We start from the raw sequence: 23,248 nt of genomic DNA, 5'->3' as shown, positions 1-23,248 counted from the left end.
CATGCTTGACTCGTTTGGTGTCAATATTGATTCGATCAATGTACGACCGGACGGATACCGTGAGCCCCATGCGCGATCAAGAACCCGCCCCCGGCTCCGCGGAGCGGCGGCTCAGCACCAGGGAGACGGCCGAACTGCTCGGCGTGAAGCCCGAGACCGTGTACGCCTATGTGAGCCGCGGCCAGCTGAGCAGCCGGCGTGCGCCGGGCGGCCGGGGCAGCACCTTCGACGCCCGAGAGGTCGAGAGGCTCGCCGCACGCAACAGGCGGGAGGGCGGCGGCGGTTCGGCGGCCCCGGGCGGCGAACTGGCCGTACGCACCCGCATCACGCTCATCGAGAAGGACCGGTACTACTTCCGCGGCGTCGACGCGACCGCACTGGCCGCCCGGTACACCTACGAGGAGGTCGCCGAGTGGCTGTGGACGGGGCGACTGCGTCCCGGTGTCACCTTCACCGCGCCCGACGCCTCCGTGGCCGTGGCCCGCCGCGCCGTGCGGGCCCTGCCCGAGCACGCCGGGCCCACCGACCGGCTGCGGGTCGCCGCGATCGCCGCCGCGGCCGCGGACCCGCTGCGCTTCGACCTGTCGGAGGACGCGGTGCTCGGCACGGCGCGCATCCTCATCCCCACCCTCGTCGCCGCGCTGCCGCCGGTCCTGGGGGACCACCGCGATCAGGGTCCGCTCGCCCACCGTCTGTGGGCGCGGCTGAGCGGCCGCCCCGCCGACGACGTGTCGCTGCGCGCCCTGGACACCGCTCTGGCCCTGCTCGTCGACCACGATCTGGCCGCCTCGACGCTCGCCGTGCGCGTCGCCGCCTCCGCCCGGGCGCACGCCTACGCGGCGGTCTCCGCCGGGCTGGGCGTGATCGAGGGCCCGCTGCACGGCGCCGCCGGCGGGCTCGCCCACCGGCTGCTGCTGGAGGTGCTCGACCGGGGCTCGGCGGGCCCCGTGATCGCCGAGGAGCTCCGGGACGGCCGCCGCATCCCGGGACTCGGCCACCGCCTCTACCCGGGCGAGGACCCACGCGCGCGTGCCCTGTTCGAGATCCTGGAAGGCATCCCGGGCGCCGCCCCGGCCCTCGCCGCGGCCCGCGACATCGAGGCCACCGCGGCCCGCCGCACCCCGCTGCACGCCAACGTCGACCTGGCGCTCGCCGTGCTGACCGCGTCCAGCGGCATGTCGTACACCGCGAGCGAGACGATCTTCGCGGTGGCCCGGACGGCGGGCTGGATCGCCCACGCCCTGGAGGAGTACGGGGAGCGTCCGCTGCGCATGCGCCCGAGCGGCCACTACGTGGGACCGCGGCCACCGCAACCGCTGCCGGAATAGATCACACGCACGATCGGGCCTCGCTCCGCTCCGAGTCAGGTTAGGCTCACCTGTGTGAGTACGTGCGCGTCCGTCTCCCGGGATCACGACGAGCCGCTGTCCGCCACCGCGGCCACGGCCACGACGTGGCTGCTCCTGGAACAGCCCGGCCCCTGGGGTGCCAAGGCGCTCACCTCGAGCCACCTGGACCCCGCCGTGGGCCGCGCCCTGGAGCGGGCCACGCGGGACAGCGGCGTCCGTGTCGCGTTCATCCGCCGCCCCGGACCGCACGCCGACCGCCGTACCCCCTCCGTGCGGCGGGTGTACGCCGCCCACACCGTTCCGGGGAGGGTGTGGCTGCGCAGCGCCCTGACCGCCGACCCGGAGCGGCTGCTCGACCTCGACTTCGCCGCGCTGGGCCGGGGCGATCACCACTCCTTCGACACGGTGCTGGGGGGCGGGTCCCACACGGGCGACCCGCTCGCGCTCGTGTGCACCAACGGCAAGCGCGACCGCTGCTGCGCGCTGCTGGGCCGTCCGCTGGCGACCGAACTCGCCGCCTCGGGAGTCGAGGGCGTCTGGGAGGTCACGCACCTCGGCGGCCACCGCTTCTCCCCGACGCTGCTGGTGCTGCCGTACGGATACGCCTACGGCCGGGCCGAGGCGCACGCCGTCAAGGACGTGCTGCACGCCGTGCGGGAGGGCCGGGTCGTCGTCGAGGGCTGCCGGGGCCGCACGGCGTGGGAGCGGCCCGCGCAGGCCGCCGAGCTGGCCGTGCGCGCGGCGACGGGCGAGGACGGAGCGGAGGCGCTGACCGTCGTGCGCACCGAGCCGGCCGTCGTGCGCTCCGAGGAGTCCGCGCCCCGCTGGGAGGTGACCGTGGCCCATGCGGACGGACGCCGGTGGCAGGTGTCCGTGGCGCAGGGCGCCTCGCTGCCGCCGGGTCCCGAGAGCTGCGGCGCGTCGGTGCTGGGCACGCCCGGCCGGATGGACGTGGTGGCCGTACGCGAACCGACGGCGGCTCGGCCCGCCGGCTGACCCCGTCGGCCCGCGCCGGGGCCGGCTCCCGCGCGGTCCCGTCGTCCCGCGACGGGGCACGAGATCCGCGCCACACCCCTGGGGTGGCGCACGCCCTCCGTCGTACCGTCATGGCATGAGCCCGACTCCCCCGGCACGCCGCCGGCGCCTCGGCCTGCCCCGGCGGGTGTTCTCGCAGGTGCTGCTGATGCAGCTGGCGATCGCCGCGGGGGTGGCGGTGCTGGCGACCGGGCTGTTCCTGGCGCCGCTCAGCCATCAACTGGACGACCAGGCGATGCGCCGCGCCCTCGCCATCGCGCGGACCGTCGCCCAGGACCCCGAGATCGCGCGGGACGTGCAGAACACCGCCCCGACGGCCGACGGGCCCGTGCAGCGGGCGGCGGAGCGGATCCGGCTGGCCACGCGGGCCGAGTACATCGTCGTGATGGACTGGCGGGGCGTGCGCTGGTCGCACACCGACCCGCGGCGGATCGGCCGGCCGGTGTCGACCGACCCCACCGAGGCGCTGGCCGGCAGGGAGGTCATGGGGATCGACAAGGGCACGCTGGCCCGCTCGGCCCGCGGCAAGGTGCCGCTGTACGGCGCCGACCACCGCATCGTCGGGGCCGTCTCCGTCGGCATCGCGTACGACAGCGTCCGGGCCAGGCTGCTCCATGCCATCCCGGGGCTGCTCGCGTACGCGGGCGGCGCCCTCGCCGTCGGCGCGCTGGCCGCCTGGCTGATCTCCCGCCGGGTCCAGCGCCAGACGCGGGACCTGGCCTTCTCGGACATCGCGGCGCTGCTCGCGGAGCGCGAGGCGATGCTGCACGGCATCCGCGAGGGGGTCGTGGCGCTCGACCGCACCGGCCGCGTCCGGCTGCTCAACGACGAGGCGCGGCGGCTGCTCGGCATCGGCGACGAGGCGGTCGGCCGGTCCCTCGACGAGGCCCTCGGCGCGGGCCGCACGACCGACGTCCTGGCCGGCCGGGTGACCGGCACCGACCTGCTCACCGTCCGCGGGCAGCGCGTCCTCGTGGCCAACCGCATGCCCACCGGTGACGGCGGCGCCGTGGCGACCCTGCGCGACCGCACCGAACTGGAGCAGCTGGGCCGCGAACTGGACTCCACACGCGGCCTGATCGACGCCCTGCGCGCCCAGGACCACGAGCACGCCAACCGGATGCACACCCTGCTCGGGCTGCTGGAGCTGGAGATGTACGACGACGCCGTCGAGTTCGTCGGGGAGGTGGTCGGCGACCACCGGGCCACGTCGGAACAGGTCACCGAGAAGATCCAGGACCCGCTGCTCGCCGCCCTGCTGGTCGGCAAGGCGACCGTCGCCGCCGAGCGCGGGGTCGCGCTGTGGGTGTCGGACCGGACCCGGCTGCCGGACCGGCTGGTCGATCCCGGGGGGCTGGTGACGGTCGTCGGCAACCTGGTGGACAACGCGCTGGACGCGGTCGCGGCCACGCCGCACGCGCGCGTGGAGGTCGAACTGCGCGCCGAGGGACGCACCGCCGTCCTCCGCGTGTGCGACACGGGGCCCGGCGTTCCCGCGGACCAGCGCGAGTTGATCTTCACGGAGGGCTGGTCGACCAAGCGGCCGCCGGCGCACGGCAAGCGGGGCATCGGCCTCTCCCTGGTGCGCAGGCTCGCCGAGCGGCAGGGCGGGAGCGTTTCGGTGGACGAGGCCGACGGCGGCGGCGCGCGGTTCACGGTCGTCCTGCCCGAGGCGCTCGCCGAGCCGGGCCCGGAACCGGAACCGGCACCGGCCGCCGCCGCCGAGGGGGCGGCCGGGAGCGCCGCCGGGAAGGAGTCGCGATGATCGAGGTCCTGGTCGTGGACGACGACACCCGGGTGGCGCGGGTCCACGCGGCCTATGTCGAGAAGGTGCCCGGCTTCCACGTGGCGGGCGAGGCGCACAGCGCGGCGGAGGCGCTGCGCCGGCTGGAGACGCTGCCGCAGGTGGACCTGGTGCTCATGGACCACTACCTGCCCGACGGGACGGGCCTGGCGGTGGTCCGGGAGCTGCGCCGGCGCGGCCACCGGCTCGACGTGATCATGGTGACGGCGGCCCGGGACCTGGCGACCGTGCAGGCGGCGATGCGGCACGGAGCCCTGCAGTACCTGGTCAAGCCGTTCGCCTTCGCGGGTCTGCGGGCCAAGCTGGAGGCGTACGCCCGGCTGCGGCGCACCCTGGACGGCGGCGGCGAGGCCGAACAGGCGCAGGTGGACCGGATCTTCGGGACACTGGCCGCGGCGCCGGAGCCCGGGCTGCCCAAGGGGCACTCCCCCGCCACCGCCGAACTCGTCCGCGAATCCTTGATGAGCGCGCACGCGCCCGTGTCCGCCCAGGAGATCGCGGAGCGGACCGGGGTGAGCCGGCAGACCGCCCAGCGCTATCTGAAGCTGCTGGAGCGTACGGGACGGGCACGGCTGACCCTGAGGTACGGCGACGCGGGCCGCCCGGAACACCGTTACGTGTGGGCGACCCGCGCCTGAGGGCACGGCCCGAGGGGGCGGGGGGAAGGGACCGTGCCCCCCTTGCATACGGATGTCAGCCCGCGGCCTTCTCGGCGAATTCCGTCGTGTACGTCTTGCTGAGGTCGATCTTGGCGTTCTTGATGTTCGGGTTGAACGCCTTGAGGACCTTCTCGACCGTCCGCGGTCCGTCGGCCGGCATGATGCCGTCCTTGGTGAACATCGGCAGTGTGCTCTTGATCGCCTGGGCGTAGAGCGCCTTGTCCCCCTGGGAGTAGTCGGCGGGCATCTTGGCGGCGATCTCCGAGGCGCTGTGCGTGGACATCCACGTGAGCGTCTTGACGAACGCGTTGACCAGCTTCTGGACGGTGTCCTTGTGGCCGTTGACCCAGTCCGTCTGCATGTACAGGCTTGACGACGGGTACGGCCCGCCGAGCGCCTGCTGCGAACCCTCCGGCGTCCGCATGTCGACGAGGACCTTCCCGGCCTTCTTGTCCAGGATCGTCGCGACGGTCGGGTCGGTGGTCATACCGCCGTCGATGGCGCCCTTCTGGAGCGCGGAGATGAAGGTCGGTCCGGCGCCGACGGCCACCGGGGTGAACTCGCTGACCTCGACCCCGTTCTTGACCGCGAGGTACTTGGTGAGGAAGTCGGTCGAGGAGCCGAGGCCGGTGACGCCCAGCTTCTTCCCCTTGAAGTCCTTGGGTGAAGTGATCGTGCCCGCAGCCTTGTCGGAGACGACCTCGACCTCGCCGGGCGCGTGCGAGAACTGGACGACGGACTCGACCGACTTCCCCTTCACCTGGAGGTCGAGGGTGTGGTCGTAGAAGCCGACGGCGCCCTGGACCTGGCCGGAGACGAGCGCGGTCTCGGCCTGGACGCCGGCGGGCTCGCTCAGCAGCTGGACGTCGAGGCCCTCCGCGGAGAAGTAGCCGAGCCGCTGGGTGAGCATCGCGGGCAGGTAGATGACCTTGTCCAGGCCCCCGACCATGATCTTGACGTGCTCGCCCTTGCCGCCGCCCGAGCCGCTCCCGGAGTCGGACGTCGAACTGGCCGCGTCGTTGGCGCAGGCGGTGAGGGAGGTGACGGCGAGCAGGCCGGCGGCGGCCGACGCGGCGAGTCTGGCGGTCTTGCGCATGGGAGTTCACGTCCTTGTGAGAGGCGGTGCGGGCAGGAGAAGCGCTGGTGCTGCGAACTGCGGTACGGGAGGGGTTCGTTCAGTCCCCGGAGTCGGCGGGCTTCCAGCGGAAGATGCGGCGCTCGGCGAAGGTGAGCAGCCCTTCGGCGAAGAGGGCGACCACGGCGAGGATCACCATCGCGGCGTACACACCCGCCGCGTTGAACGTGCCCTGGGACTGCGCGACGAGCAGGCCGATGCCCTTGGTCGCGCCGATGTACTCGCCGACGATCGCGCCGATGAGGGCGAAGCCGAAGCTGACGTGGAGGCTGGTGAAGATCCAGGAGGTGGCGGACGGGACGACGACCTGAAGGGTCACCCTGCGGTCGCTCGCCCCGAGGATCCGGGCGTTGGCGACCAGGTTGCGGTCGACCTCCCGGGCGCCCTGGAAGGCGTTGAAGAACACCGGGAAGAAGACCAGGACCACGGCGGAGGCGACCTTGGAGGCCGGTCCCAGCCCGAACCAGATCACGAAGATCGGGGCGAGGACGATCCTCGGTATGGAGTTGAGCACCTTGATGTAGGGGCCGAGGACGTCGGCGAGGAAGGCGACGCGGCCGAGCGCGATGCCGAGGACCACACCGGCCACGACGCCGAACAGCCAGCCGAGGAGCGCCTCGTGGAGCGTGAACCAGATCTGCTCGCCCAGCGAGCCGAGCGCGGTGCCGTGGGTGATCCAGGTCCAGATCTGGTCCCAGATCTTCGAGGGCATCGAGAAGTTGAACGGATCGATGACCCTGGCCCGGGAGAGTGCCTCCCACAGGCCGAGCACGGCGACCAGGAGCAGGACCCGCATGGTGGTCACGATCGTCCTGCGGCGGCGGGCGGCGCGGGCCCGGGAGTGCGCGCGGTCCGGGGTCTTGGCCGTGTCGACGACGGGCGTGCTGAGGACCTCAGGCGACATGGGCGGCACCCCTCTCACGGGTGATGCGGACCTCTTCGCCGAGGGACTCCCAGATCTCGCGGTAGATCTCGATGAACCGCGGCTCCAGCCGCACCTCCTCGACCTTGCGCGGCCGGGGCAGGTCGATGTCGAAGACGTGCTTCACCGTCGCGGGACCGGCGGTCATCACGACGACCTTGTCGGCCAGCGCGATGGACTCCTCCAGGTCGTGGGTGACGAAGACGACCGAGGCGCCCGTGCCCTCCCACAGCTCCAGCAGCTCGTCCGACATCAGCGCCCGGGTCTGCACGTCGAGGGCCGAGAACGGCTCGTCCATCAGCAGGATCTCGGGGTCGTTGACGAAGGTGGCGGCGAGGGCGACGCGCTTGCGCTGGCCGCCGGAGAGCTGGTGCGGGTAGCGGTCCTCGAAGGCGGCGAGGCCGACCCGGGCCAGCCATGCGCGCGCCTTGTCCTTCGCCTCCGTCTTCGGTACGCCGCGGAAGCGCGGCCCGGCCATCACGTTGGACAGCACGGTCCGCCAGGGGAAGGTGGCGTCCTGCTGGAAGACGAACCCGACCTTGTCGCCGACACCGCGAACCGGTGTGCCGGCGACCAGCACCTCGCCCTCGCTGGGCTCCTCCAGGCCGCTGACCAGGGTCAGCGTGGTCGACTTGCCGCAACCGGTGGGGCCGACGACGGCCACGAACTCGCCGCGTGCCACGGTGAGGTCCAGGCCCCTCACGGCCGTGTGCAGGCCCCCTGACGGGGTCCTGAACGTCTTGCTGGCGCCCCGCAGTTCGATGGCGGGGCTGGTGTCTGCGCTCATGGCCGGGACGGTAGGTGTGGTGCGGGCCACAGCAGCAGTCTTCTGGGCGCAAGCCGTTCTTTTGCTCGCTAGCACCTGTTGTGCTCGTTTTGCTCGCGCTACAACAGCGGAGCCGAAAACGGGCTTGACGCTCGCCAAGGCCTTGAGGGAGAGAGGCCCGATGATTGACGTCCTGGTGGTCGACGACGACTTCCGTGTCGCCGAGATCAACGCCAAGTACGTGGGAAAGGTTCCCGGTTTCCGGGTGACCGCCCGCGCACACAGTGCCGCGCAGGCCCTGACCGCCGTCCAGCGCGGCGGTATCGACCTGGTCCTGCTCGACCACTACCTGCCCGACCGGACGGGTCTGCAACTCGTCCATCACCTGCGGGAACAGGGCCACGGCACCGACGTCATCATGATCACCGCGGCCGGTGACGTGGCGACCGTGCAGCAGGCGATGCGCCTGGGCGCGCTGCACTACCTGGTCAAGCCCTTCACCTTCGCCGCGCTGCGCACCCGCCTGGACTCCTACGCGGCCCTGCGCCGCACCGTCGACCGCGTCGGCGGCCGGGGGGTGGCCGGGCAGGAACAGGTCGACCGGATCTTCGGTGCCCTGCGCACCAGCCCCGCGCCGTCCTCCCCGGGCCTGCCCAGCGGCCACTCGGAGCCGACCACGGATCTGATCTGCGGCGTCCTGCACCGGGCCGGCGGGCCCCTGTCGGCCCACGAGGTGGCCGCGGAGACCGGTCTCAGCCGCTCCACGGCCCAGCGCTACCTCCGCCACCTGGAACAGGCCGGACGTCTGCGCCTCTCCCTCAGATACGGCGACACGGGCCGCCCCGAACACCGGTACGCGTGGGTGGCGCCGTAACCCGGCACCCGGACACCGCGACGGGACGCCACCGTCTCATCGGCGCTGGTCAAGGGCGTTTCTCACCGTCTTCCCGCGCCCTTGATCCACCCTTGATCCACCGGAGACGGCGTCTACACGGCTCCCGCGCCGGTCAGCGACCGCACCTCTGTCTCCGCGTGCTTGGCCTCGTCCGGCGGTTCGGCGGAGGTGACGGTGCCCAGCCAGCCGGCGAGGAAGCCCAGCGGGACGGAGACGATGCCCGGGTTCTGCAGCGGGAAGTACTGGAAGTCGACGCCCGGGAACAGCGAGTCGGGACTGCCGGACACCACCGGCGACACCACGACGAGCACCAGCGCCGGCACCAGCCCGCCGTACACGGCCCACACGGCGCCGCGCGTCGTGAAACCCCGCCAGAACAGCGAGTAGAGCAGCACGGGCAGGTTCGCGGAGGCGGCGACGGCGAAGGCGAGGCCCACCAGAAAGGCGACGTTCAGATCACGGGCCAGCAGACCGAGCGCGATCGCGACCACGCCGATGCCGACCGCGGCGACCCGCGCCACGGCGACCTCGCTGCGCTGCCGGGCGCCCCGGCGGCGCAGGGAGGCGTACAGGTCGTGGGCCACCGACGCCGAGGAGGCGAGCGTGATCCCGGCGACGACGGCGAGGATCGTGGCGAAGGCGACGGCGGCCACCACCGCGAACAGCACGGTGCCCCCCGTGGAGTCCGCGCCGCCTCCCAGGTCGAGGGCGAGCAGCGGAACCGCGGTGTTCCCGGCCGCGTTGGAGTCCCGTACGGCCGCGGGGCCGACGATCGCGGCCGCCCCGAAGCCGAGGACGATCGTCATCAGGTAGAAGCCTCCGATGAGGCCGATCGACCAGATGACCGACCGGCGGGCGGCCCGCGCCGTCGGCACCGTGTAGAACCGGGACAGGATGTGCGGCAGTCCGCCCGTGCCCAGCACCAGGGCGAGTCCGAGACTGATGAAGTCCAGGCGGGCCGTCCAGTCCCCGCCGTACTTCAGGCCGGGGGCCAGGAAGGCGTCCCCGTGGCCGCTGCGCTCGGCGGCGGTGAGCAGCAGGCGGTCGAGGTCGCCGTGGAACCGGACCAGGACGAGCACGGTCAGCACGACGGTGCCGCCCAGCAGCAGGACCGCCTTGACGATCTGGATCCAGGTGGTGGCCCGCATCCCTCCGAACGACACGTAGACCACCATCAGGGCTCCGACGCCGACGACGGTCCAGGCCTGCGCCCCCTGGCCGGTCCGCCCGAGGAGCAGCGCCACCAGGCTGCCCGCGCCCACCATCTGCGCCACCAGATACAGGACGGAGACGGTGACCGAGGAGGTTCCCGCCGCGATCCGCACCGGCCGCTCGCTCATCCGGGCCGCGATCACGTCGGCCAGGGTGAACCGCCCGCAGTTGCGCACCAGTTCGGCGACCAGGAACAGCACCACCAGCCAGGCCACGAGGAAGCCCACCACGTAGAGCATCCCGTCGTAGCCGAACAGCGCGATGAGCCCCGCGACGCCCAGGAAGGACGCCGCCGACATGTAGTCGCCGGCGATGGCAAAACCATTTTCCATGGGCGAGAAGAGCCGGCCGCCCGCGTAGAACTCCTCCGCCGATCCGTGCCGGTGACGGCTCACCCAGGTCGTGATCCCCAGCGTGACGGCGATGAACACACTGAACAGCAGCAGTGCCAGGGTTTGATGGTTGCTCGTCACGAAACCCCGCCTCGCACACCGCGCGTCAGCTCCTGGGTTTCCCAGCGCAGTTCCAACGCGGCCCGGTCCCGGCGCAGCCGCGCATGCCGCGCGTAGGCCCAGGTGAGGAGGAACGTGCTGAGGAACTGGCCGAGCCCCGCCAGCATCCCCACGTTCACCGCGCCCAGTACCGGTCGCGCCATGAGACCGGGCGCCGCCGTCGCCGTCACCACGTACCCCACGTACCAGGTGAAGAAGACCGCGACCGCCGGCACCACGAACCTCCGGTACCGGCCGCGCACTTCCCGGAACGCCGCGCTGCGCTGCACCTCGAGGTAGACGCCGGCCGCCGCGCCGACGGCGCCGCCGGATTGACCCTCCCGGCGCGCCCCCGGTACCGGCGCGGCCGGGACGGGCACGCCGTCCCCCTCACCCCATCCGGAGGCCAGCGCGTCGTACCAGGGGTCCTGATACCTCATGTCTCCGGATGACGAATCCTGGCCCTCGTGGTTCTCGACCACGTTCTCGGGACCTTCACCGCCACCGCGGGAACGACCGTTGCTTGACTGCATGTCCAAGGATGGACAGAACGGAAAGATCCCCGACTTCTCTTCGCCGTCCTCTTCACCCCATTAGGTGATCGGCCGGGTCGGTGGCCGGACCAGCCCCTTCGCATAGGCGTAACGGACCGCCTGCGCGCGGTCCTTGAGGCCCGTCTTGGCGAACAGGTTGTTGATGTGGGTCTTCACGGTCGCGGTCGATACGTGCAGCCGGCGGGCGATCTCCTGGTTGCTCAGGCCGTCGGCGATGAGCTCCAGCACTTCGGTCTCCCGCGCGGTGAGCCCGTCCGGCGCCGGGGCCGGGGCGGCGGGCGGGGGCTGCGCTTCGGCCAGCCGCTCCAGCAGGCGCCGCTGGATGCCGGGGGACAATCCGGCGTCCCCGGACAGCACGCTCTGCACGGCCCGGACGATCTCGTCCCCGCCGGCGTCCTTGGTGAGGTAGCCGCGGGCTCCCGCTGCGAGGGCGGGGAAGAGGGAGTCGTCGTCCGCGAAGGTCGTGAGGATCACCACCTGCGTCCCCGGATGGTCCGAGCGGATCCGCCGGGTGGCCTCCACGCCGTCGCAGCGGGGCATGCGCAGGTCCATCAGGACCACGTCCGGGGCCAGCTCGGCGACGAGTTCCACCGCCTCGTCCCCGTCGCCCGCGGACCCGACGACCTCGATCCCGGGCAGCAGCCCCAGCAGCATCACGATGCCCTCGCGGACGACGGTCTGGTCGTCCGCCACGACGACACGCGCGGGCTTCTTCCCGGCCTCCTCCGTCATACCGGCACCTTCAGCGTCACCGCGAAACCCTCCTCGTGCGGCCCTGCCTCCAGCGAGCCGCCCAGCAGCTCGGCACGCTCGCGCATGCCCAGCAGACCGTACCCCCCTCCGGCCTCGGTCAGTTCCCCCGGCGTGCCGCCCATGTCCCGTACGGCGAGGGTGACGTGGTGCTCGCCGTACTCGAGCCGCACCCGGACCCGGGCGCCCGGGGCGTGCTTGCGGACGTTGGTCAGCGCCTCCTGGGCGACCCTGCGCACGGTCTGCGAGGCCTCGGCCGGCAGCGGTCTGCGTTCACCCGTGACGGTGACCTCGGCACCGTCGTTCATCCCTACGAGCCCGTTGAGGAAGTCCTCCAGCGGGGTCAGCTCCCCGCGCAGTGCGGACAGCGCCTGCCGGGTCTCGGAGAGGCCGTCGCGGGCCATGCCCCGCGCCGCCACCACCCGTTGGAGGATCTGCTCCCGGTCGGCACCCCGCTCGATCAGCAGCCGGGCGGCCTCCAGGTGCACGAGCTGCGCCGAGAGGCTGTGGGCCAGTACGTCGTGGATCTCCCGGGCGATCCGGGCCCGCTCCGCCAGCGCCGCCGACTCCGCCTCCGCGGCCCGCGCCGCCCGCTCCTGGACGAGCAGCCGCTGGGCCTGGCCCTGGGCCTCCGCGTCGAGACGGAGGACGTATCCGGCGAGGGCCAGTCCCGCGGTGGTGGCGGCGGTGGTCAGCCACGGGTCGCTGTCGACCGCCGCGTATGTGGCGAGGGCTGCCGACGCCACCGGCAGGGCGGCGGCCAGGGGCAGCCGCTCAAGCGACACCACGGCGCAGCCGCACCAGAGGACCAGAGCCGGCACCCGGAAGCCGGTCAGCTGTGCCACCGCCCCGATGGCCATGAGCGCGGCGACCAGAGCGAGGGACGGCCGGAGTCTGTGATCGAGCGTGGTGCGGAAGAAGGCCCAGGAGGCCAGGGCGGCCGCAAGCAGGCCCACCGCCGCCCCGGCCGCGGCCCAGCCGTGGACGTGACTTCCGGTGAAGACGCCCCACAGCAGCATGCCCAGGACCAGCAACCTCGCGAACAGTGCCAGGAACCGCCGCGCCCGGGAGATCCCCACGCGTCCGAGCGCCTCGCGCGAGGGCCAGCGCGTCCAGACGTTCAGCGTCACACGCGCTCCTTCCACGCGGGCCGCGGCATGGCGTCACGGTACGCCGCGGCAGGGACGTCCGCCGTGGCGCGGAGGTCGGACGGGACACGGACCTCCGCCGTGGCGAGGGCCCGTGTCCGCGAGGCCAGGACGGCGGAGCGGACCAGCAGCGTCCCCGCGAGGGCGAGGGTCACGGCGGAACTGTTCTGACGCACGCCCAGCAGCACACCGAGTCCGAAGAGGCCGCCGCGCACGGCTATGCCCGCGATCCAGACGGCCGCGCCGGCCCTGCCGCTCCTGGTCCATACGGTGCCGTCCGCCTCCACCCATATACGGGTGGTCCAGGCCCAGCCGGCGCCGATGGCGAGGCCGACGGCGACCTCGGCGGCGAGGAGCGCGACGGACTCGGTGCGGTGGCGGACGTCGACCATGCCGGGATCGCGCAGCGCGACGACCGCGAGGACCGCGGGCAGGAGCCACCAGCGCCGACCGGTGTCGAATCGGCGGGCGCGGAACTGCCGCGCGATCACCAGGGCGGCGACGACCACGATCACCAGCGCGTTGACCAGCCCGGACATCGGCGCCTCCGTGCACGGAAGAGGGATGCCGGCGGCCGAGTGCCGCCGACGCCTTCGACGTTACGGAAATCCGCGGGCCGGATGATCGGAGCCGGGGTGGATCAAGGGTGGAGCCGGCGCACGCAATCTCTCCACCCGCGGGTGGAGGCGGGAGGAGAAGGACTCCCCCGGCACCTCGCACCCGCCGTGCGGAGCGGCTACGCGTCGATGCGTGAGCGGTCCAGCGTCGCCGCGGAGCTCGCGATGAACTCCTTGCGGGGTGCCACGTCGTTGCCCATCAGGAGGTCGAAGACCTGCTCCGCGGACTCCAGGTCGGAGAGGTTGATCCGGCGCAGGGTGCGGTGGCGCGGGTCCATGGTCGTCTCGGCCAGCTGGTCGGCGTCCATCTCGCCAAGGCCCTTGTACCGCTGGATCGAGTCCTTGTAGCGGATGCCCTTGCTCTGGAACTCCAGCAGCTTGTCGCGCAGTTCGCGGTCCGAGTACGTGTAGACGTACTTGTCCTGGCCCTTCTTCGGCTGGATCAGCTCGACGCGGTGCAGCGGCGGCACCGCGGCGAACACCCGGCCCGCCTCGACCATGGGCCGCATGTAGCGGTGGAAGAGCGTGAGCAGCAGGGTGCGGATGTGGGAGCCGTCCACGTCGGCGTCGGTCATCATGATGATCTTGCCGTAGCGGGCCGCGTCCAGGTCGAAGGTCCGGCCGGAGCCCGCTCCTATCACCTGGATGATCGCCCCGCACTCGGCGTTCTTCAGCATGTCCGTCACGGACGACTTCTGGACGTTGAGGATCTTGCCGCGGATCGGCAGCAGCGCCTGGAACTCGGAGTTCCGTGCGAGCTTCGCCGTACCGAGGGCCGAGTCGCCCTCGACGATGAAGAGCTCGCTGCGGTCGACGTCGTCGCTGCGGCAGTCGGCGAGCTTGGCGGGCAGCGAGGAGGACTCCAGGGCCGTCTTGCGGCGCTGTGCGTCCTTGTGCTGCCGAGCGGCGATGCGCGTGCGTGCGGCGGCGACCGCCTTCTCCATGACCACGCGGGCCTGCTGGGCCGCGTCGCGCTTGGTGGAGGTCAGGAACGCCTTGAGTTCCCTGCTGATCACGGTGTTCACGATCCGGCGGGCCGCCGAGGTGCCGAGGACCTCCTTGGTCTGGCCCTCGAACTGCGGCTCGGCGAGGCGGACCGTGACGACCGCGGTGAGGCCCTCGAGGGCGTCGTCCTTGACGATGTCGTCCTCGGCGACGCGCAGCAGCTTCTTCGCCCGCAGCACCTCGTTCATCGTCTTGGCGACGGCCTGCTCGAAGCCGGCGACGTGGGTGCCTCCCTTGGGGGTGGCGATGATGTTGACGAAGGACCGGAGGGTCGTCTCGTAGCCGGTGCCCCAGCGCAGCGCGACGTCCACGCCGAGCTCACGGGTGACCTCGGTGGGCGTCATCTGGCCGTGGTCGTCGAGGACCGGGACGGTCTCCTTGAAGGTGCCCTGCCCGGTGAAGCGGAGGACGTCGCAGACCGGCCTGTCACTGGCCAGGTACTCGCAGAACTCGCTGATGCCGCCGTCGTAGCGGAAGGACTCCTCGCCCTTGCTGCCGCCCTCGCCCAGCCCGTACTCGTCGCGGACCACGATGGTCAGGCCCGGCACCAGGAAGGCCGTCTGCCGGGCTCGCTGGTGCAGGTTCTCCAGGGAGAGCTTGGCGTCCTTGAGGAAGATCTGCCGGTCGGCCCAGTAACGCACCCGGGTGCCGTTACGGGTCTTGGGGATCTTCTTCGCCTTCCGCAGGCCGCCCTTGGCCTCGAACTTGGCGTCGGGCCCGGTGCCGGTGAACGCGCCGGGGACGCCGCGCCGGAAGCTGATGGCGTGGGTGTGGCCGCCGCGGTCCACCTCGACGTCGAGGCGGGCGGACAGGGCGTTGACCACGGAGGCGCCGACGCCGTGCAGACCGCCGGAGGCCGCGTACGAGCCGCCGCCGAACTTGCCGCCCGCGTGCAGCTTGGTCATGACGACCTCGACGCCGGACATGCCGGTCTTGGGCTCGACGTCGACCGGGATCCCCCGGCCGTTGTCCCGCACCTCGACGGAGCCGTCGTCATGCAGGATCACGTCGATGTGGTCGCAGTAGCCGCCCAGGGCCTCGTCCACGGAGTTGTCGATGATCTCCCACAGGCAGTGCATCAGACCGCGACTGTCGGTCGAGCCGATGTACATGCCCGGGCGCTTGCGTACGGCCTCGAGCCCCTCGAGGACGAGCAGGTGCCGCGCGGTGTAGTTGGAACCGTCCCGGTCTGCTCCTGCCAGCAGAGCTGTGGACGGCACGGACGTCTCGGCGGTCACGCGGTTCGCTCCTCGCTGAATTTCGAGTGGGCCCTGCGGGGTGAGGGCGCGGCATCGGTAGCCGCTCAGAGGGTACCGAGGCCTGGTAGAGCCCTTGCAACGCAACCCTCGGCTGAGACCCAGAGTAGTAGAGAGTCGTATGGATGTTCGATCCTTCGATGGAGTGAAGCACGAATCACGTTCCCTTCCAGGCATGAACCATTTAGGCTCCGGGCACGTCCTCATGAACAACCGGCAACCCGGCCGGGAGGACCGATCCATGACCGACCGCGCGAAACCGTAAGACACACAGAAACGCAATACGGCACATTCGCCGCCAAACCGGCAGCAGCCGACGTCTCGGAAAGTTTTTTCGAGAGAAAGCCACGAGCGGGAACGTTTGGGGCTGGTTGGATGTTGACCCTGGTACGACAGCTCGTCGAGCTAGAGAAGAGGCGACGTGACTACTGTTCTGACCCCCGCGAGCCCGCTGACGGCCGCTGACCGCTGCGACCGTTGCGGCGCCCAGGCGTACCTGCGCGTCGTCCTGGCGAGCGGCGGCGAACTGCTCTTCTGCGCCCACCACGGCCGCAAGTTCGAGCCGGAACTCAAGAAGATCGCCGCTGAGATACAGGACGAGACGGAGCGCCTCACCACCGTTCCCGCTTCCGTGTCCGAAGAAGAGCGCTGACACCTCGCACGACGAGCCACTGCCGGCGCAGGCCGGCGAACGGGCGGCCACTCCTCACACAGGAGCGGCCGCCCGTCCACGTGGCCGTCGCGCACCTGAGGCGTCGGTGATCCTTCGCTCACCGTCACGCCCCGCCGATCCCCGTCAGCCCTGGCGGGACCCGTGCGGCGTCTTGTTCTTGCCGGTTCCCGCGCTCAGCGTCCGTACGACCTCGGACACGCGGGTGTAGACCCCCGGGCTCCCCGCCCGTCCGCAGCCACTCCCCCAGGACACGAGGCCCACCAGCCGCCCCTCGGCGACCAGCGGCCCGCCGCTGTCCCCCTGGCATGCGTCCTTGCCCCCCGCCTCCTCCCCCGCGCACAGCATGGTCTGCGGCATGTAGGTGCCGTCGACCCCGCCCGGGTACGCCCGTCGGCACCGGGCGTCGGACAGGATGTGCACGCCGGCGGCGTGCAGGGTGTGCGGATACGCCGAGCCGCCGGTGGTGTCCCCCCAGCCGTAGACCGTCGCGCCGGTGCCCGGCGTGTACGCCGGGTCGCCCGGCCCCGCCATCGCGATGACCGAGCTCTGGGGCAGCGGCTCATCGAGGGAGAGCACGGCGAAGTCGCCGGCGTTGGTGGCACCGTCATAGCTCGGATTGATCCAGACGCTGCGTACGGAGACCTCCTTGCCCTCGTCCGAGAGCAGATCCGTACGCCCTGTGATGACTTTCAGATCGGGTGTCGGTGGCGCGCCGACGACCTCCTCGGCCATGCAGTGGGCGGCCGTCAGCACGGTGGTCCGGCCGATGGCCACACCTCCGCAGAACTGTCCGGCGCGGGTACCCCCGAACCGGTCACGGCTGGACAGCGCCACCGCCCACGGACTCACGGACACGTCTACGGGCGTACCACCGACGACCACGCCGTCGGCGGCCGCCGGGGCGGCGTTCACCAGCGGTATCGCGGCCGTGGCGGCCGCCATGACCAGCGGCCGGGCCAGTGCCCGGGCAATACGGCTTCGCATGCACATTCCTCACTCCTGGGAAGTCATCGAACACCCAGAGTGATCCAGAGCGGCGCGGGCCGCAGCACAAAGGCCCGGCGCCCCCTGAGGGGAACCGGGCCTTCGGAGCCGTACGGCAGCGACCTAGTCGAGGTAGTCGCGCAGCACCTGCGAACGCGACGGGTGGCGCAGCTTCGACATGGTCTTGGACTCGATCTGGCGGATGCGCTCACGCGTGACGCCGTAGACCTTGCCGATCTCGTCGAGGGTCTTCGGCTGACCGTCGGTGAGACCGAAGCGCATGGAGACGACGCCCGCCTCGCGCTCGGACAAGGTGTCGAGGACCGAGTGCAGCTGCTCCTGCAGCAGGGTGAAGCTGACCGCGTCGGCCGGGACGACCGCCTCGGAGTCCTCGATGAGGTCACCGAACTCGCTGTCGCCGTCCTCGCCCAGCGGGGTGTGCAGCGAGATGGGCTCGCGGCCGTACTTCTGGACCTCGATGACCTTCTCCGGGGTCATGTCGAGTTCCTTGGCCAGCTCCTCCGGGGTGGGCTCGCGGCCCAGGTCCTGGAGCATCTGGCGCTGCACGCGCGCGAGCTTGTTGATGACCTCGACCATGTGCACCGGGATACGGATGGTGCGGGCCTGGTCGGCCATGGCGCGGGTGATCGCCTGGCGGATCCACCAGGTGGCGTACGTGGAGAACTTGTAGCCCTTGGTGTAGTCGAACTTCTCGACCGCGCGGATCAGACCGAGGTTGCCCTCCTGGATGAGGTCCAGGAAGAGCATGCCGCGGCCGGTGTAGCGCTTGGCCAGGGAGACCACCAGACGGAGGTTGGCCTCCAGGAGGTGGTTCTTGGCGCGGCGGCCGTCCTCGGCGATGATCTCCAGCTCGCGCTTGAGCTTGGGCGCGAGCTTGTCGGCGTTGGCCAGCTTGTCCTCGGCGAACAGGCCGGCCTCGATGCGCTTGGCGAGCTCGACCTCCTGCTCGGCGTTGAGCAGGGGGACCTTGCCGATCTGCTTGAGGTAGTCCTTGACCGGGTCGGCGGTGGCGCCGGCCGCGGCGACCTGCTGGGCCGGGGCGTCGTCCTCGTCCTCGTCGGAGAGCACGAAACCGGCGCTCTCGGCGCCCTCGGGCTCGTCGCCGGCCTTCGGGGCCTCCTCGAGGACCTCCTCTTCGAGGAGCTCCCCTTCGTCCTTCTTGGCGGCGGTGGTCTTCTTGGCCGCCGTCTTCTTGGCGGCGGTGGTCTTCTTCGCCGCCGTCTTCTTGGCGGCGGTCGTCTTCTTGGCGGCGGCCTTCTTGGGGGCGTCGTCCTCGACGGGCGCGTCGGCGGCGGGCTCCGCCGGCGTGGCGGTGGCGGTGGCCTTCCTGGTGGTCACCGTCTTCGCCGCGACCGTCTTGGTGGCGGTGCGCTTGGCCGGACTCTTCGCTGCGACGCTCTTTCGGGTGCGCTTGTTGGGCTCCGCGGCACTGACCATCAGCGTCACACCCTCTTCCTCGAGGATCTGGTTGAGGCTGCGCAGTACGTTCTTCCACTGAGTGGCCGGAATCTGGTCAGCTTCGAAGGCCCGACGCACATCGTCGCCGGCGATCTGCCCCTCAGCCTTTCCCCGCTCAATGAGCGCCATGACAGAGACGGACTCGGCGATCTCCGGCGGGAGCGTACGGGATGTGCTGGCCGACACGAACAACCTCTCGGAACGTTGGAAAACGGCTTCCGGCCCCGTCCACGGCGGACAGGAGCCGACCACCGGCCTGGGGATGGGCCGACGGCGCGGGCGGGGGCCGGGAAGAGGCACAGCGCCGTGAACGGCGTCCGTATTCCCTCCGCGGCTGTCACCTCTTAGGTCATCGCGCTGTCTCCACGAGCGTTACGCCCAATCTGCGTGGCCCGAGTCACACCCCGTAAGCACTCAAGAACGGTCAAATACAGGCAATTGGGATCACCTGCGTCGCTGACCGGACCCTGCCTGCGGACTTCACTTCGGGAGCCGCCCGCCGAGCCGCTTCCGCGCCGCTCGCCACTCACTCGCCGTCCGCTCCCGGCCGGTCGACGCCCCCGGTCGCTCTCGACCGTCGCTCGCGGACCTCGCCGGATGCACAAAGGATCCGGCGAGGTCCGGCGAGCGGCGGTCCGGCGCCTCGGTGGGGCTGAGGGTCGGTGCAGCCGGCCGTGCCGTCCGCTCGAGGGGACAGCAGAGCCCGGCCGTGTCGTCCGCGCGGGTCAGTGCTCGCGCGGCGCGGGGACGACGCGCTCGACCTCGGGGTGCACCGTGAGCAGCTGACGCATGGCGGCCTCCGCCGCGGCGCCGTCGCCGGCCGCGAGCGCGTCGACGATCCGCGCGTGCTGGGCCAGACTGGTCTCGTTCGGCCGCTCGCAGCCCGTGACGGGGCCGCCGGAGACCTGGAGGGCGGCGGACACGATGCCGGAGAGGTGCTCCAGCATGCGGTTGCCCGCGATCTGGATGAGCAGCGTGTGGAACTCGGCGTCCGCGCGGGAGAACGTGAGCGCGTCGCCCTGCCCCAGGGCGTGCCCCATGATCTCGACCATGTCGGCGAGACGCTGCTGGACGTCCTCGCGCCCGTGCCCGGCGGCGAGGCGAGCGGCGAGCGGCTCGATCGTCCAGCGCAGCTCGCTCAGCTCGCGGCGCTGGTCGTCGCGCTGCGGCCCGAAGGCCCGCCACTCGATGATGTCGGGGTCCAGCAGGTTCCAGTCGCTGACCGGGCGAACACGCGTGCCCACGTTCGGGCGGGCGCTGACCAGGCCCTTCGCCTCCAGCACGCGGAGGGACTCGCGGACGACGGTACGGGAGACCTCGAAGCGCTGGCCGATCTCCTCGGGCACCAGCGGGCGGTCCGCGCCCAGATCCCCGGAAACGATCATCTGACCCAGCTGCTGGACGAGCTGGCCGTGCAGTCCGCGGCCGCGGCTGCCCGCGGCACGCCTGCCCACGCGGCCCAGCTCCGGTTCCGGCCCCTCCCAGGAGGGGGCGCCGACGCGATCGGGGACGGGCGCTTCGGCGTAGGGGTAGCGGTCTAGTCCGCCCGGTCCGACGAGGCCGGAGTCTGAGGAGCGGGCGGCGGTCATCATGGTGTGCGCAAGGGTACTCACGGATCCTTTGTCGGCGCCGCCTCCAACTCCCTTGAGGTCTTTGGTGAAAAGCACACGAAAGGGTGATCGCTCACTCCTTCGCAATTGACGCCTTACCGAAAAGAAATGAGCACCCCTCGGGGAGTTGTGCCCGCCGCACGACCGAAAAGGCGCGAAGGGCGCTCACCCGATCCTGCTTCGCAAAGTCGTCAGCAGGTAGGCGCACAACAGCGTGGCCAGCGACAACGTCAGTGCGCCGCCCACGGGTTGGGCGACCACCTGGGCCACGGCGGCCACAAAGCGGTCCCCTCCGAAGGGCCACTGCAGCAGGAACGATTCACGAAGACGCTGGGGGAACCCGGCGGCGGCCCCGGCCGTGGTTCCCGCCGAGACCTTCTCCACCAGGGGCACGGCGAGCACCGGCACGGCGAGCACCGCGGCGAGCCCGGCGGTGGTGGACCGGAACAAACCGGCGGCCAGTACGCCGGCCCAGGCGCACCCCACCACGAGACCGCCCCAACTCGCCGCCGGGGAGAGCCAGTCTCCGGGAACCTGGGTGAGTTCCCGTCCGTAGACGAGGTAGAGCACTTCGGCGTCACAGCCCACCGTGAGGAAGGCCAGCAGCAGCCCGGAGGCGGCCGCGACGACGAGCTTCGCTGTCAGCAGTCCCAGCTGGCGGGGCACGGAGCCACGGTCGGCGGCGAGGGCGGGGTGGCGGAACTCGTCGCCGAAGGAGAGGGCGCCCAGCAGACCGGCGGCGAGCGCCGTGGGCGGCAGGGGGAACTGCTGCGGCCACGCGACCAGCAGGCGCGGCTGAGGCGTGTGACCGAGTCGGCCCAGGACCAGGGCCGTGAGGGCGGAGGCGACGAGGGCGGCGGCACCGATGACGAAGCCCGTGCTGATCCCGGCGGCGCGGCGCAGCTCGTAGCGGAGGGGACGCAGAGGGCGGGGGCCGGGCCGGACGGCGATGGGAGGCGGCAGGGGGGTGGAGAGAGCTGGCGCGACGGCCTCCGCCGGGCGCGGGGTCGGAATCGAGGGCTGCCCGGTCGCCGCGCCGGACGCGCCGGGGTCGGCCTCGCGGGTGGTGGGCGCGTCTCCCGCGGACCGCGTCGTGGCGGGATAGCCGTTGCTCCCGGGGCGCACGGCAGCGGAGGGGGGCGCGGGGCGCTTGGTCGCGGGTGAGTGCGCGGACACGCGCCCGGGATTCCCGGCCGCGGACGAATTCCCGGCACGCTCGGTCGCGGATGAGCCCGCGGGGCGCCCGGGCTCTGATGAGTTCCCGGGTTGGCGTGGCGTCGGTGACTGCGCGGGCGTGGCGGTCGCGGACGCGCCTGCGGGGCGCCCGGGCGCGGATGAGTTCCCGGGTTGGCGAGGCGTCGGTGACTGCGTGGGTGCGGGTGCCGCGGACGAATCCTGGGGGCGGACGACTGCGGGGGTGCCCACGGAATGGGCTTCCGCGGGGTGGGAGGCGGTGTAGGGGCCTGGGGACCGACGGACTGCGGGGGCGTGTTCGGAGCGGTCCGCGGCGGAGACGTCCTGAAGGGGGGCCGAGGAGCAGGCGCTCTGGGCCGGTGCTGTCACCGGCGCGCCGGCGGCAGCGGCCGTCGCGGACGCGTCCTCGGCGTGTGCGGCGACCGACGCCACGTCGGACGAGGCCGGGGATGCCTCGTCGCCGGAGGGGGCGGTGCCGGCCGGGGACGCGTCCTCGCTCACCGGCGTGCCCGCTTCGGCGGCGGAGCGCCGGGAGGCCGGCTGCTCCGGGGCGCGTACGACGTTCACCGGGACCTTTCGCTGCCCGGTGGCCGTCGGCGTCCGCGCTGGCGCCGGCGCGGACCGAGGCTCGCCGGAGGCCGCTGCGCCGTCCAGGGGCACCGCAGCGGCACCTGGGCCCATGTCGCCCACCTCGTCCGCGAGTTGGTGGATGAGGATGCCGTGGCGGAACGCCGTCTCGCCGATGACGGCGCACGTACTGCCGTAGACGGACAGACGGTTGCCCTCCTCCCGCACGACCTCCACGGAGTGGCGGGCGGTGCGAGCCTCCTTGGTCAGGGCGGCCGCGAGGCGGGTGGCGTGCGGGCTCCGGACTGCGACCCGGGGGCGCAGCCGGGTTCGGGCGAAGTCGGCGGCCTCCTGGTCGGCGACCAGGCTGCCCCGGGCGAGAGTGACGACGCGGTCGGCCGTGCGCGCCGCCTCCTTGGAGTCGGCCGTGGTGTACAGCACCGTGCCGCCCTGGGTCGCGTGGGCGCGGAGCATCCCGTGGAACCAGCGGGCTTCGCGGGGGGAGAGTCCGGCGGCCGGGTCGTCGAGCACCAGCGTGTGCGGGTCGGACAGCAGGGCGCAGGCCAGGCCCAGGCGACGGTCCATACCCCGCGACAGGGTGCCCAGCCGTTCTTCGCGCAGGCTGACGAGCCCTACGACCTCCAGCACTTCGTCGGCGCGCCGGACCGGCAGGCCCGCCGCGGCGCAGAGCATGCGCAGGTGACCGCGGACCGTTCGGGAGGGGTGTCCCGGGACATCGCCCAGAAGGACCCCGACCTCGTGCGACGGGTGGGCGATGCGATGCAGGGGCCGGCCCTTGAAGTAGGTGATGCCGCGGCCCTGTTGCAGTTCGAGCATGAGTCTGAGCGTCGTCGTCTTGCCCGCCCCCGGCGTTCCGAGGAGCGCGGTGACACGTCCCGCCCCCGCTTCGAAGGAGACGTCGTCGACGGCGGGCGGAAGGCCCTTGCGGGAGTTGCTGGTCAATCCGAAGGCCTGGATCACCCGTAGCAAGATAGCGCGTTATGTCCGTTTTTTCGGGTATCGCGACGCGCGTTGATCTCCGCCCGTGCCACATCTCGGTCCCGGGTCGGCCGTTCAGGGTGAAGATCGCCGGGGAGATCGGGCCCAGGCCGTCCCGGGCCGCCCCGTGGCCGTGACGAGCCC

General features: G+C 72.0%; 19 protein-coding genes. 6 read left to right on the top strand and 13 right to left on the bottom strand.

Annotated elements, in window-relative coordinates; all coding sequences use genetic code 11:
• Window positions 1–68 precede the first annotated feature (68 nt).
• The 4 genes from ACIPM1_RS24660 to ACIPM1_RS24645 all read left to right on the top strand — a co-directional run bounded on the left by ACIPM1_RS24660 (window position 69) and on the right by ACIPM1_RS24645 (window position 4,826).
• The gene (locus tag ACIPM1_RS24660; RefSeq protein WP_402438115.1) at window positions 69–1,328 is read left to right on the top strand and encodes a citrate/2-methylcitrate synthase; all 1,260 of its coding nucleotides are present in this window, start codon (window positions 69–71) and stop codon (window positions 1,326–1,328) included.
• A 54-nt stretch (window positions 1,329–1,382) separates the two neighbouring features.
• The gene (locus tag ACIPM1_RS24655) at window positions 1,383–2,345 is read left to right on the top strand and encodes a sucrase ferredoxin (protein WP_402438112.1); all 963 of its coding nucleotides are present in this window, start codon (window positions 1,383–1,385) and stop codon (window positions 2,343–2,345) included.
• Window positions 2,346–2,460: 115 nt separating this feature from the next.
• Window positions 2,461–4,149, top strand: a complete 1,689-nt coding sequence (locus ACIPM1_RS24650; RefSeq protein ID WP_402438109.1) for an ATP-binding protein — start codon at window positions 2,461–2,463, stop codon at window positions 4,147–4,149.
• Window positions 4,146–4,826, top strand: coding sequence for a response regulator (locus ACIPM1_RS24645; protein ID WP_402438106.1), 681 nt, complete (start codon window positions 4,146–4,148; stop codon window positions 4,824–4,826). Before ACIPM1_RS24650 ends, ACIPM1_RS24645 begins: the two co-directional genes overlap by 4 nt.
• A 55-nt stretch (window positions 4,827–4,881) precedes the next feature.
• On the opposite strand, the gene ACIPM1_RS24640 is transcribed toward ACIPM1_RS24645, so the two are convergent.
• From ACIPM1_RS24640 to ACIPM1_RS24630, 3 genes are all read right to left on the bottom strand, one after another.
• Window positions 4,882–5,943, bottom strand: a complete 1,062-nt coding sequence (locus tag ACIPM1_RS24640; protein ID WP_402438103.1) for an ABC transporter substrate-binding protein — start codon at window positions 5,941–5,943, stop codon at window positions 4,882–4,884.
• Window positions 5,944–6,022: 79 nt separating this feature from the next.
• A complete protein-coding gene (locus tag ACIPM1_RS24635; RefSeq protein WP_402438100.1) occupies window positions 6,023–6,886 on the bottom strand; it encodes an ABC transporter permease in 864 nt (287 codons plus the stop codon).
• Window positions 6,876–7,691 (bottom strand): ABC transporter ATP-binding protein, encoded by an 816-nt coding sequence (locus ACIPM1_RS24630; RefSeq protein WP_356188260.1) that lies wholly within the window; start codon window positions 7,689–7,691, stop codon window positions 6,876–6,878. The genes ACIPM1_RS24635 and ACIPM1_RS24630 overlap by 11 nt, the downstream gene beginning before the upstream one ends.
• A 160-nt stretch (window positions 7,692–7,851) precedes the next feature.
• On the opposite strand from ACIPM1_RS24630, the gene ACIPM1_RS24625 reads away from it, so the two are divergent.
• A complete protein-coding gene (locus ACIPM1_RS24625; RefSeq protein ID WP_356188262.1) occupies window positions 7,852–8,544 on the top strand; it encodes a response regulator in 693 nt (230 codons plus the stop codon).
• A 113-nt stretch (window positions 8,545–8,657) separates the two neighbouring features.
• Here ACIPM1_RS24625 and ACIPM1_RS24620 read toward each other — a convergent pair whose 3' ends face one another.
• The 6 genes from ACIPM1_RS24620 to ACIPM1_RS24595 all read right to left on the bottom strand — a co-directional run bounded on the left by ACIPM1_RS24620 (window position 8,658) and on the right by ACIPM1_RS24595 (window position 15,580).
• Window positions 8,658–10,250: a cation acetate symporter gene (locus ACIPM1_RS24620; RefSeq protein WP_402438096.1), complete on the bottom strand. Its 1,593-nt coding sequence runs from the start codon at window positions 10,248–10,250 to the stop codon at window positions 8,658–8,660.
• On the bottom strand, window positions 10,247–10,801 hold the full coding sequence (locus tag ACIPM1_RS24615; RefSeq protein ID WP_402438094.1) for a DUF485 domain-containing protein: 555 nt from the start codon (window positions 10,799–10,801) through the stop codon (window positions 10,247–10,249). Before ACIPM1_RS24615 ends, ACIPM1_RS24620 begins: the two co-directional genes overlap by 4 nt.
• A gap of 60 nt (window positions 10,802–10,861) precedes the next feature.
• Window positions 10,862–11,554, bottom strand: a complete 693-nt coding sequence (locus ACIPM1_RS24610) for a response regulator (RefSeq protein WP_402438091.1) — start codon at window positions 11,552–11,554, stop codon at window positions 10,862–10,864.
• Window positions 11,551–12,702 (bottom strand): sensor histidine kinase, encoded by a 1,152-nt coding sequence (locus tag ACIPM1_RS24605; protein WP_402438088.1) that lies wholly within the window; start codon window positions 12,700–12,702, stop codon window positions 11,551–11,553. Before ACIPM1_RS24605 ends, ACIPM1_RS24610 begins: the two co-directional genes overlap by 4 nt.
• A complete protein-coding gene (locus ACIPM1_RS24600; RefSeq protein ID WP_402438086.1) occupies window positions 12,699–13,259 on the bottom strand; it encodes a DUF1453 domain-containing protein in 561 nt (186 codons plus the stop codon). The genes ACIPM1_RS24605 and ACIPM1_RS24600 overlap by 4 nt, the downstream gene beginning before the upstream one ends.
• Window positions 13,260–13,456: 197 nt before the next feature.
• A complete protein-coding gene (locus ACIPM1_RS24595; protein WP_402438083.1) occupies window positions 13,457–15,580 on the bottom strand; it encodes a type IIA DNA topoisomerase subunit B in 2,124 nt (707 codons plus the stop codon).
• 439 nt (window positions 15,581–16,019) lie between these two features.
• Here ACIPM1_RS24595 and ACIPM1_RS24590 point away from each other — a divergent pair, with 439 nt between their 5' ends.
• Window positions 16,020–16,250, top strand: a complete 231-nt coding sequence (locus ACIPM1_RS24590) for a hypothetical protein (protein WP_402438080.1) — start codon at window positions 16,020–16,022, stop codon at window positions 16,248–16,250.
• Between the two features lie 144 nt (window positions 16,251–16,394).
• Here the strand turns inward: ACIPM1_RS24590 and ACIPM1_RS24585 are convergent, their stop codons facing one another.
• From ACIPM1_RS24585 to ACIPM1_RS24570, 4 genes are all read right to left on the bottom strand, one after another.
• Complete coding sequence (locus ACIPM1_RS24585; protein WP_402438077.1) at window positions 16,395–17,255, bottom strand: S1 family peptidase; 861 nt, start codon at window positions 17,253–17,255, stop codon at window positions 16,395–16,397.
• A gap of 123 nt (window positions 17,256–17,378) precedes the next feature.
• Entirely contained in the window at window positions 17,379–18,920 is a 1,542-nt protein-coding gene (locus tag ACIPM1_RS24580) for an RNA polymerase sigma factor (protein WP_402438074.1), read from the bottom strand.
• Between the two features lie 539 nt (window positions 18,921–19,459).
• Window positions 19,460–20,347 carry a FadR/GntR family transcriptional regulator gene (locus ACIPM1_RS24575; protein ID WP_402438072.1) on the bottom strand — a complete coding sequence of 296 codons (888 nt, stop codon included), beginning with the start codon at window positions 20,345–20,347 and terminating at the stop codon, window positions 19,460–19,462.
• Between the two features lie 162 nt (window positions 20,348–20,509).
• Window positions 20,510–23,086 (bottom strand): ATP-binding cassette domain-containing protein, encoded by a 2,577-nt coding sequence (locus tag ACIPM1_RS24570; RefSeq protein WP_402438069.1) that lies wholly within the window; start codon window positions 23,084–23,086, stop codon window positions 20,510–20,512.
• Between the last annotated feature and the right edge of the window lie 162 nt (window positions 23,087–23,248).

The sequence above is a fragment of the Streptomyces sp. NPDC086766 genome (assembly GCF_044746005.1).
Taxonomy (GTDB): Bacteria; Actinomycetota; Actinomycetes; order Streptomycetales; family Streptomycetaceae; genus Streptomyces.
The sequence above is the reverse complement of the archived record's forward strand: the minus strand, read 5'-3'. Positions and strand labels throughout refer to the sequence as shown.

Excerpts from the sequence above, each read along its gene's own strand:
- ACIPM1_RS24645 (WP_402438106.1), top strand. The coding sequence starts at position 4,146 with ATGATCGAGGTCCTGGTCGTGGACGACGACACCCGGGTGGCGCGGGTC.
- ACIPM1_RS24615 (WP_402438094.1), bottom strand. The coding sequence starts at position 10,801 with ATGCAGTCAAGCAACGGTCGTTCCCGCGGTGGCGGTGAAGGTCCCGAG.
- ACIPM1_RS24660 (WP_402438115.1), top strand. The coding sequence starts at position 69 with ATGCGCGATCAAGAACCCGCCCCCGGCTCCGCGGAGCGGCGGCTCAGC.
- ACIPM1_RS24630 (WP_356188260.1), bottom strand. The coding sequence starts at position 7,691 with ATGAGCGCAGACACCAGCCCCGCCATCGAACTGCGGGGCGCCAGCAAG.
- ACIPM1_RS24640 (WP_402438103.1), bottom strand. The coding sequence starts at position 5,943 with ATGCGCAAGACCGCCAGACTCGCCGCGTCGGCCGCCGCCGGCCTGCTC.
- ACIPM1_RS24650 (WP_402438109.1), top strand. The coding sequence starts at position 2,461 with ATGAGCCCGACTCCCCCGGCACGCCGCCGGCGCCTCGGCCTGCCCCGG.
- ACIPM1_RS24625 (WP_356188262.1), top strand. The coding sequence starts at position 7,852 with ATGATTGACGTCCTGGTGGTCGACGACGACTTCCGTGTCGCCGAGATC.
- ACIPM1_RS24585 (WP_402438077.1), bottom strand. The coding sequence starts at position 17,255 with ATGCGAAGCCGTATTGCCCGGGCACTGGCCCGGCCGCTGGTCATGGCG.
- ACIPM1_RS24610 (WP_402438091.1), bottom strand. The coding sequence starts at position 11,554 with ATGACGGAGGAGGCCGGGAAGAAGCCCGCGCGTGTCGTCGTGGCGGAC.
- ACIPM1_RS24635 (WP_402438100.1), bottom strand. The coding sequence starts at position 6,886 with ATGTCGCCTGAGGTCCTCAGCACGCCCGTCGTCGACACGGCCAAGACC.
- ACIPM1_RS24600 (WP_402438086.1), bottom strand. The coding sequence starts at position 13,259 with ATGTCCGGGCTGGTCAACGCGCTGGTGATCGTGGTCGTCGCCGCCCTG.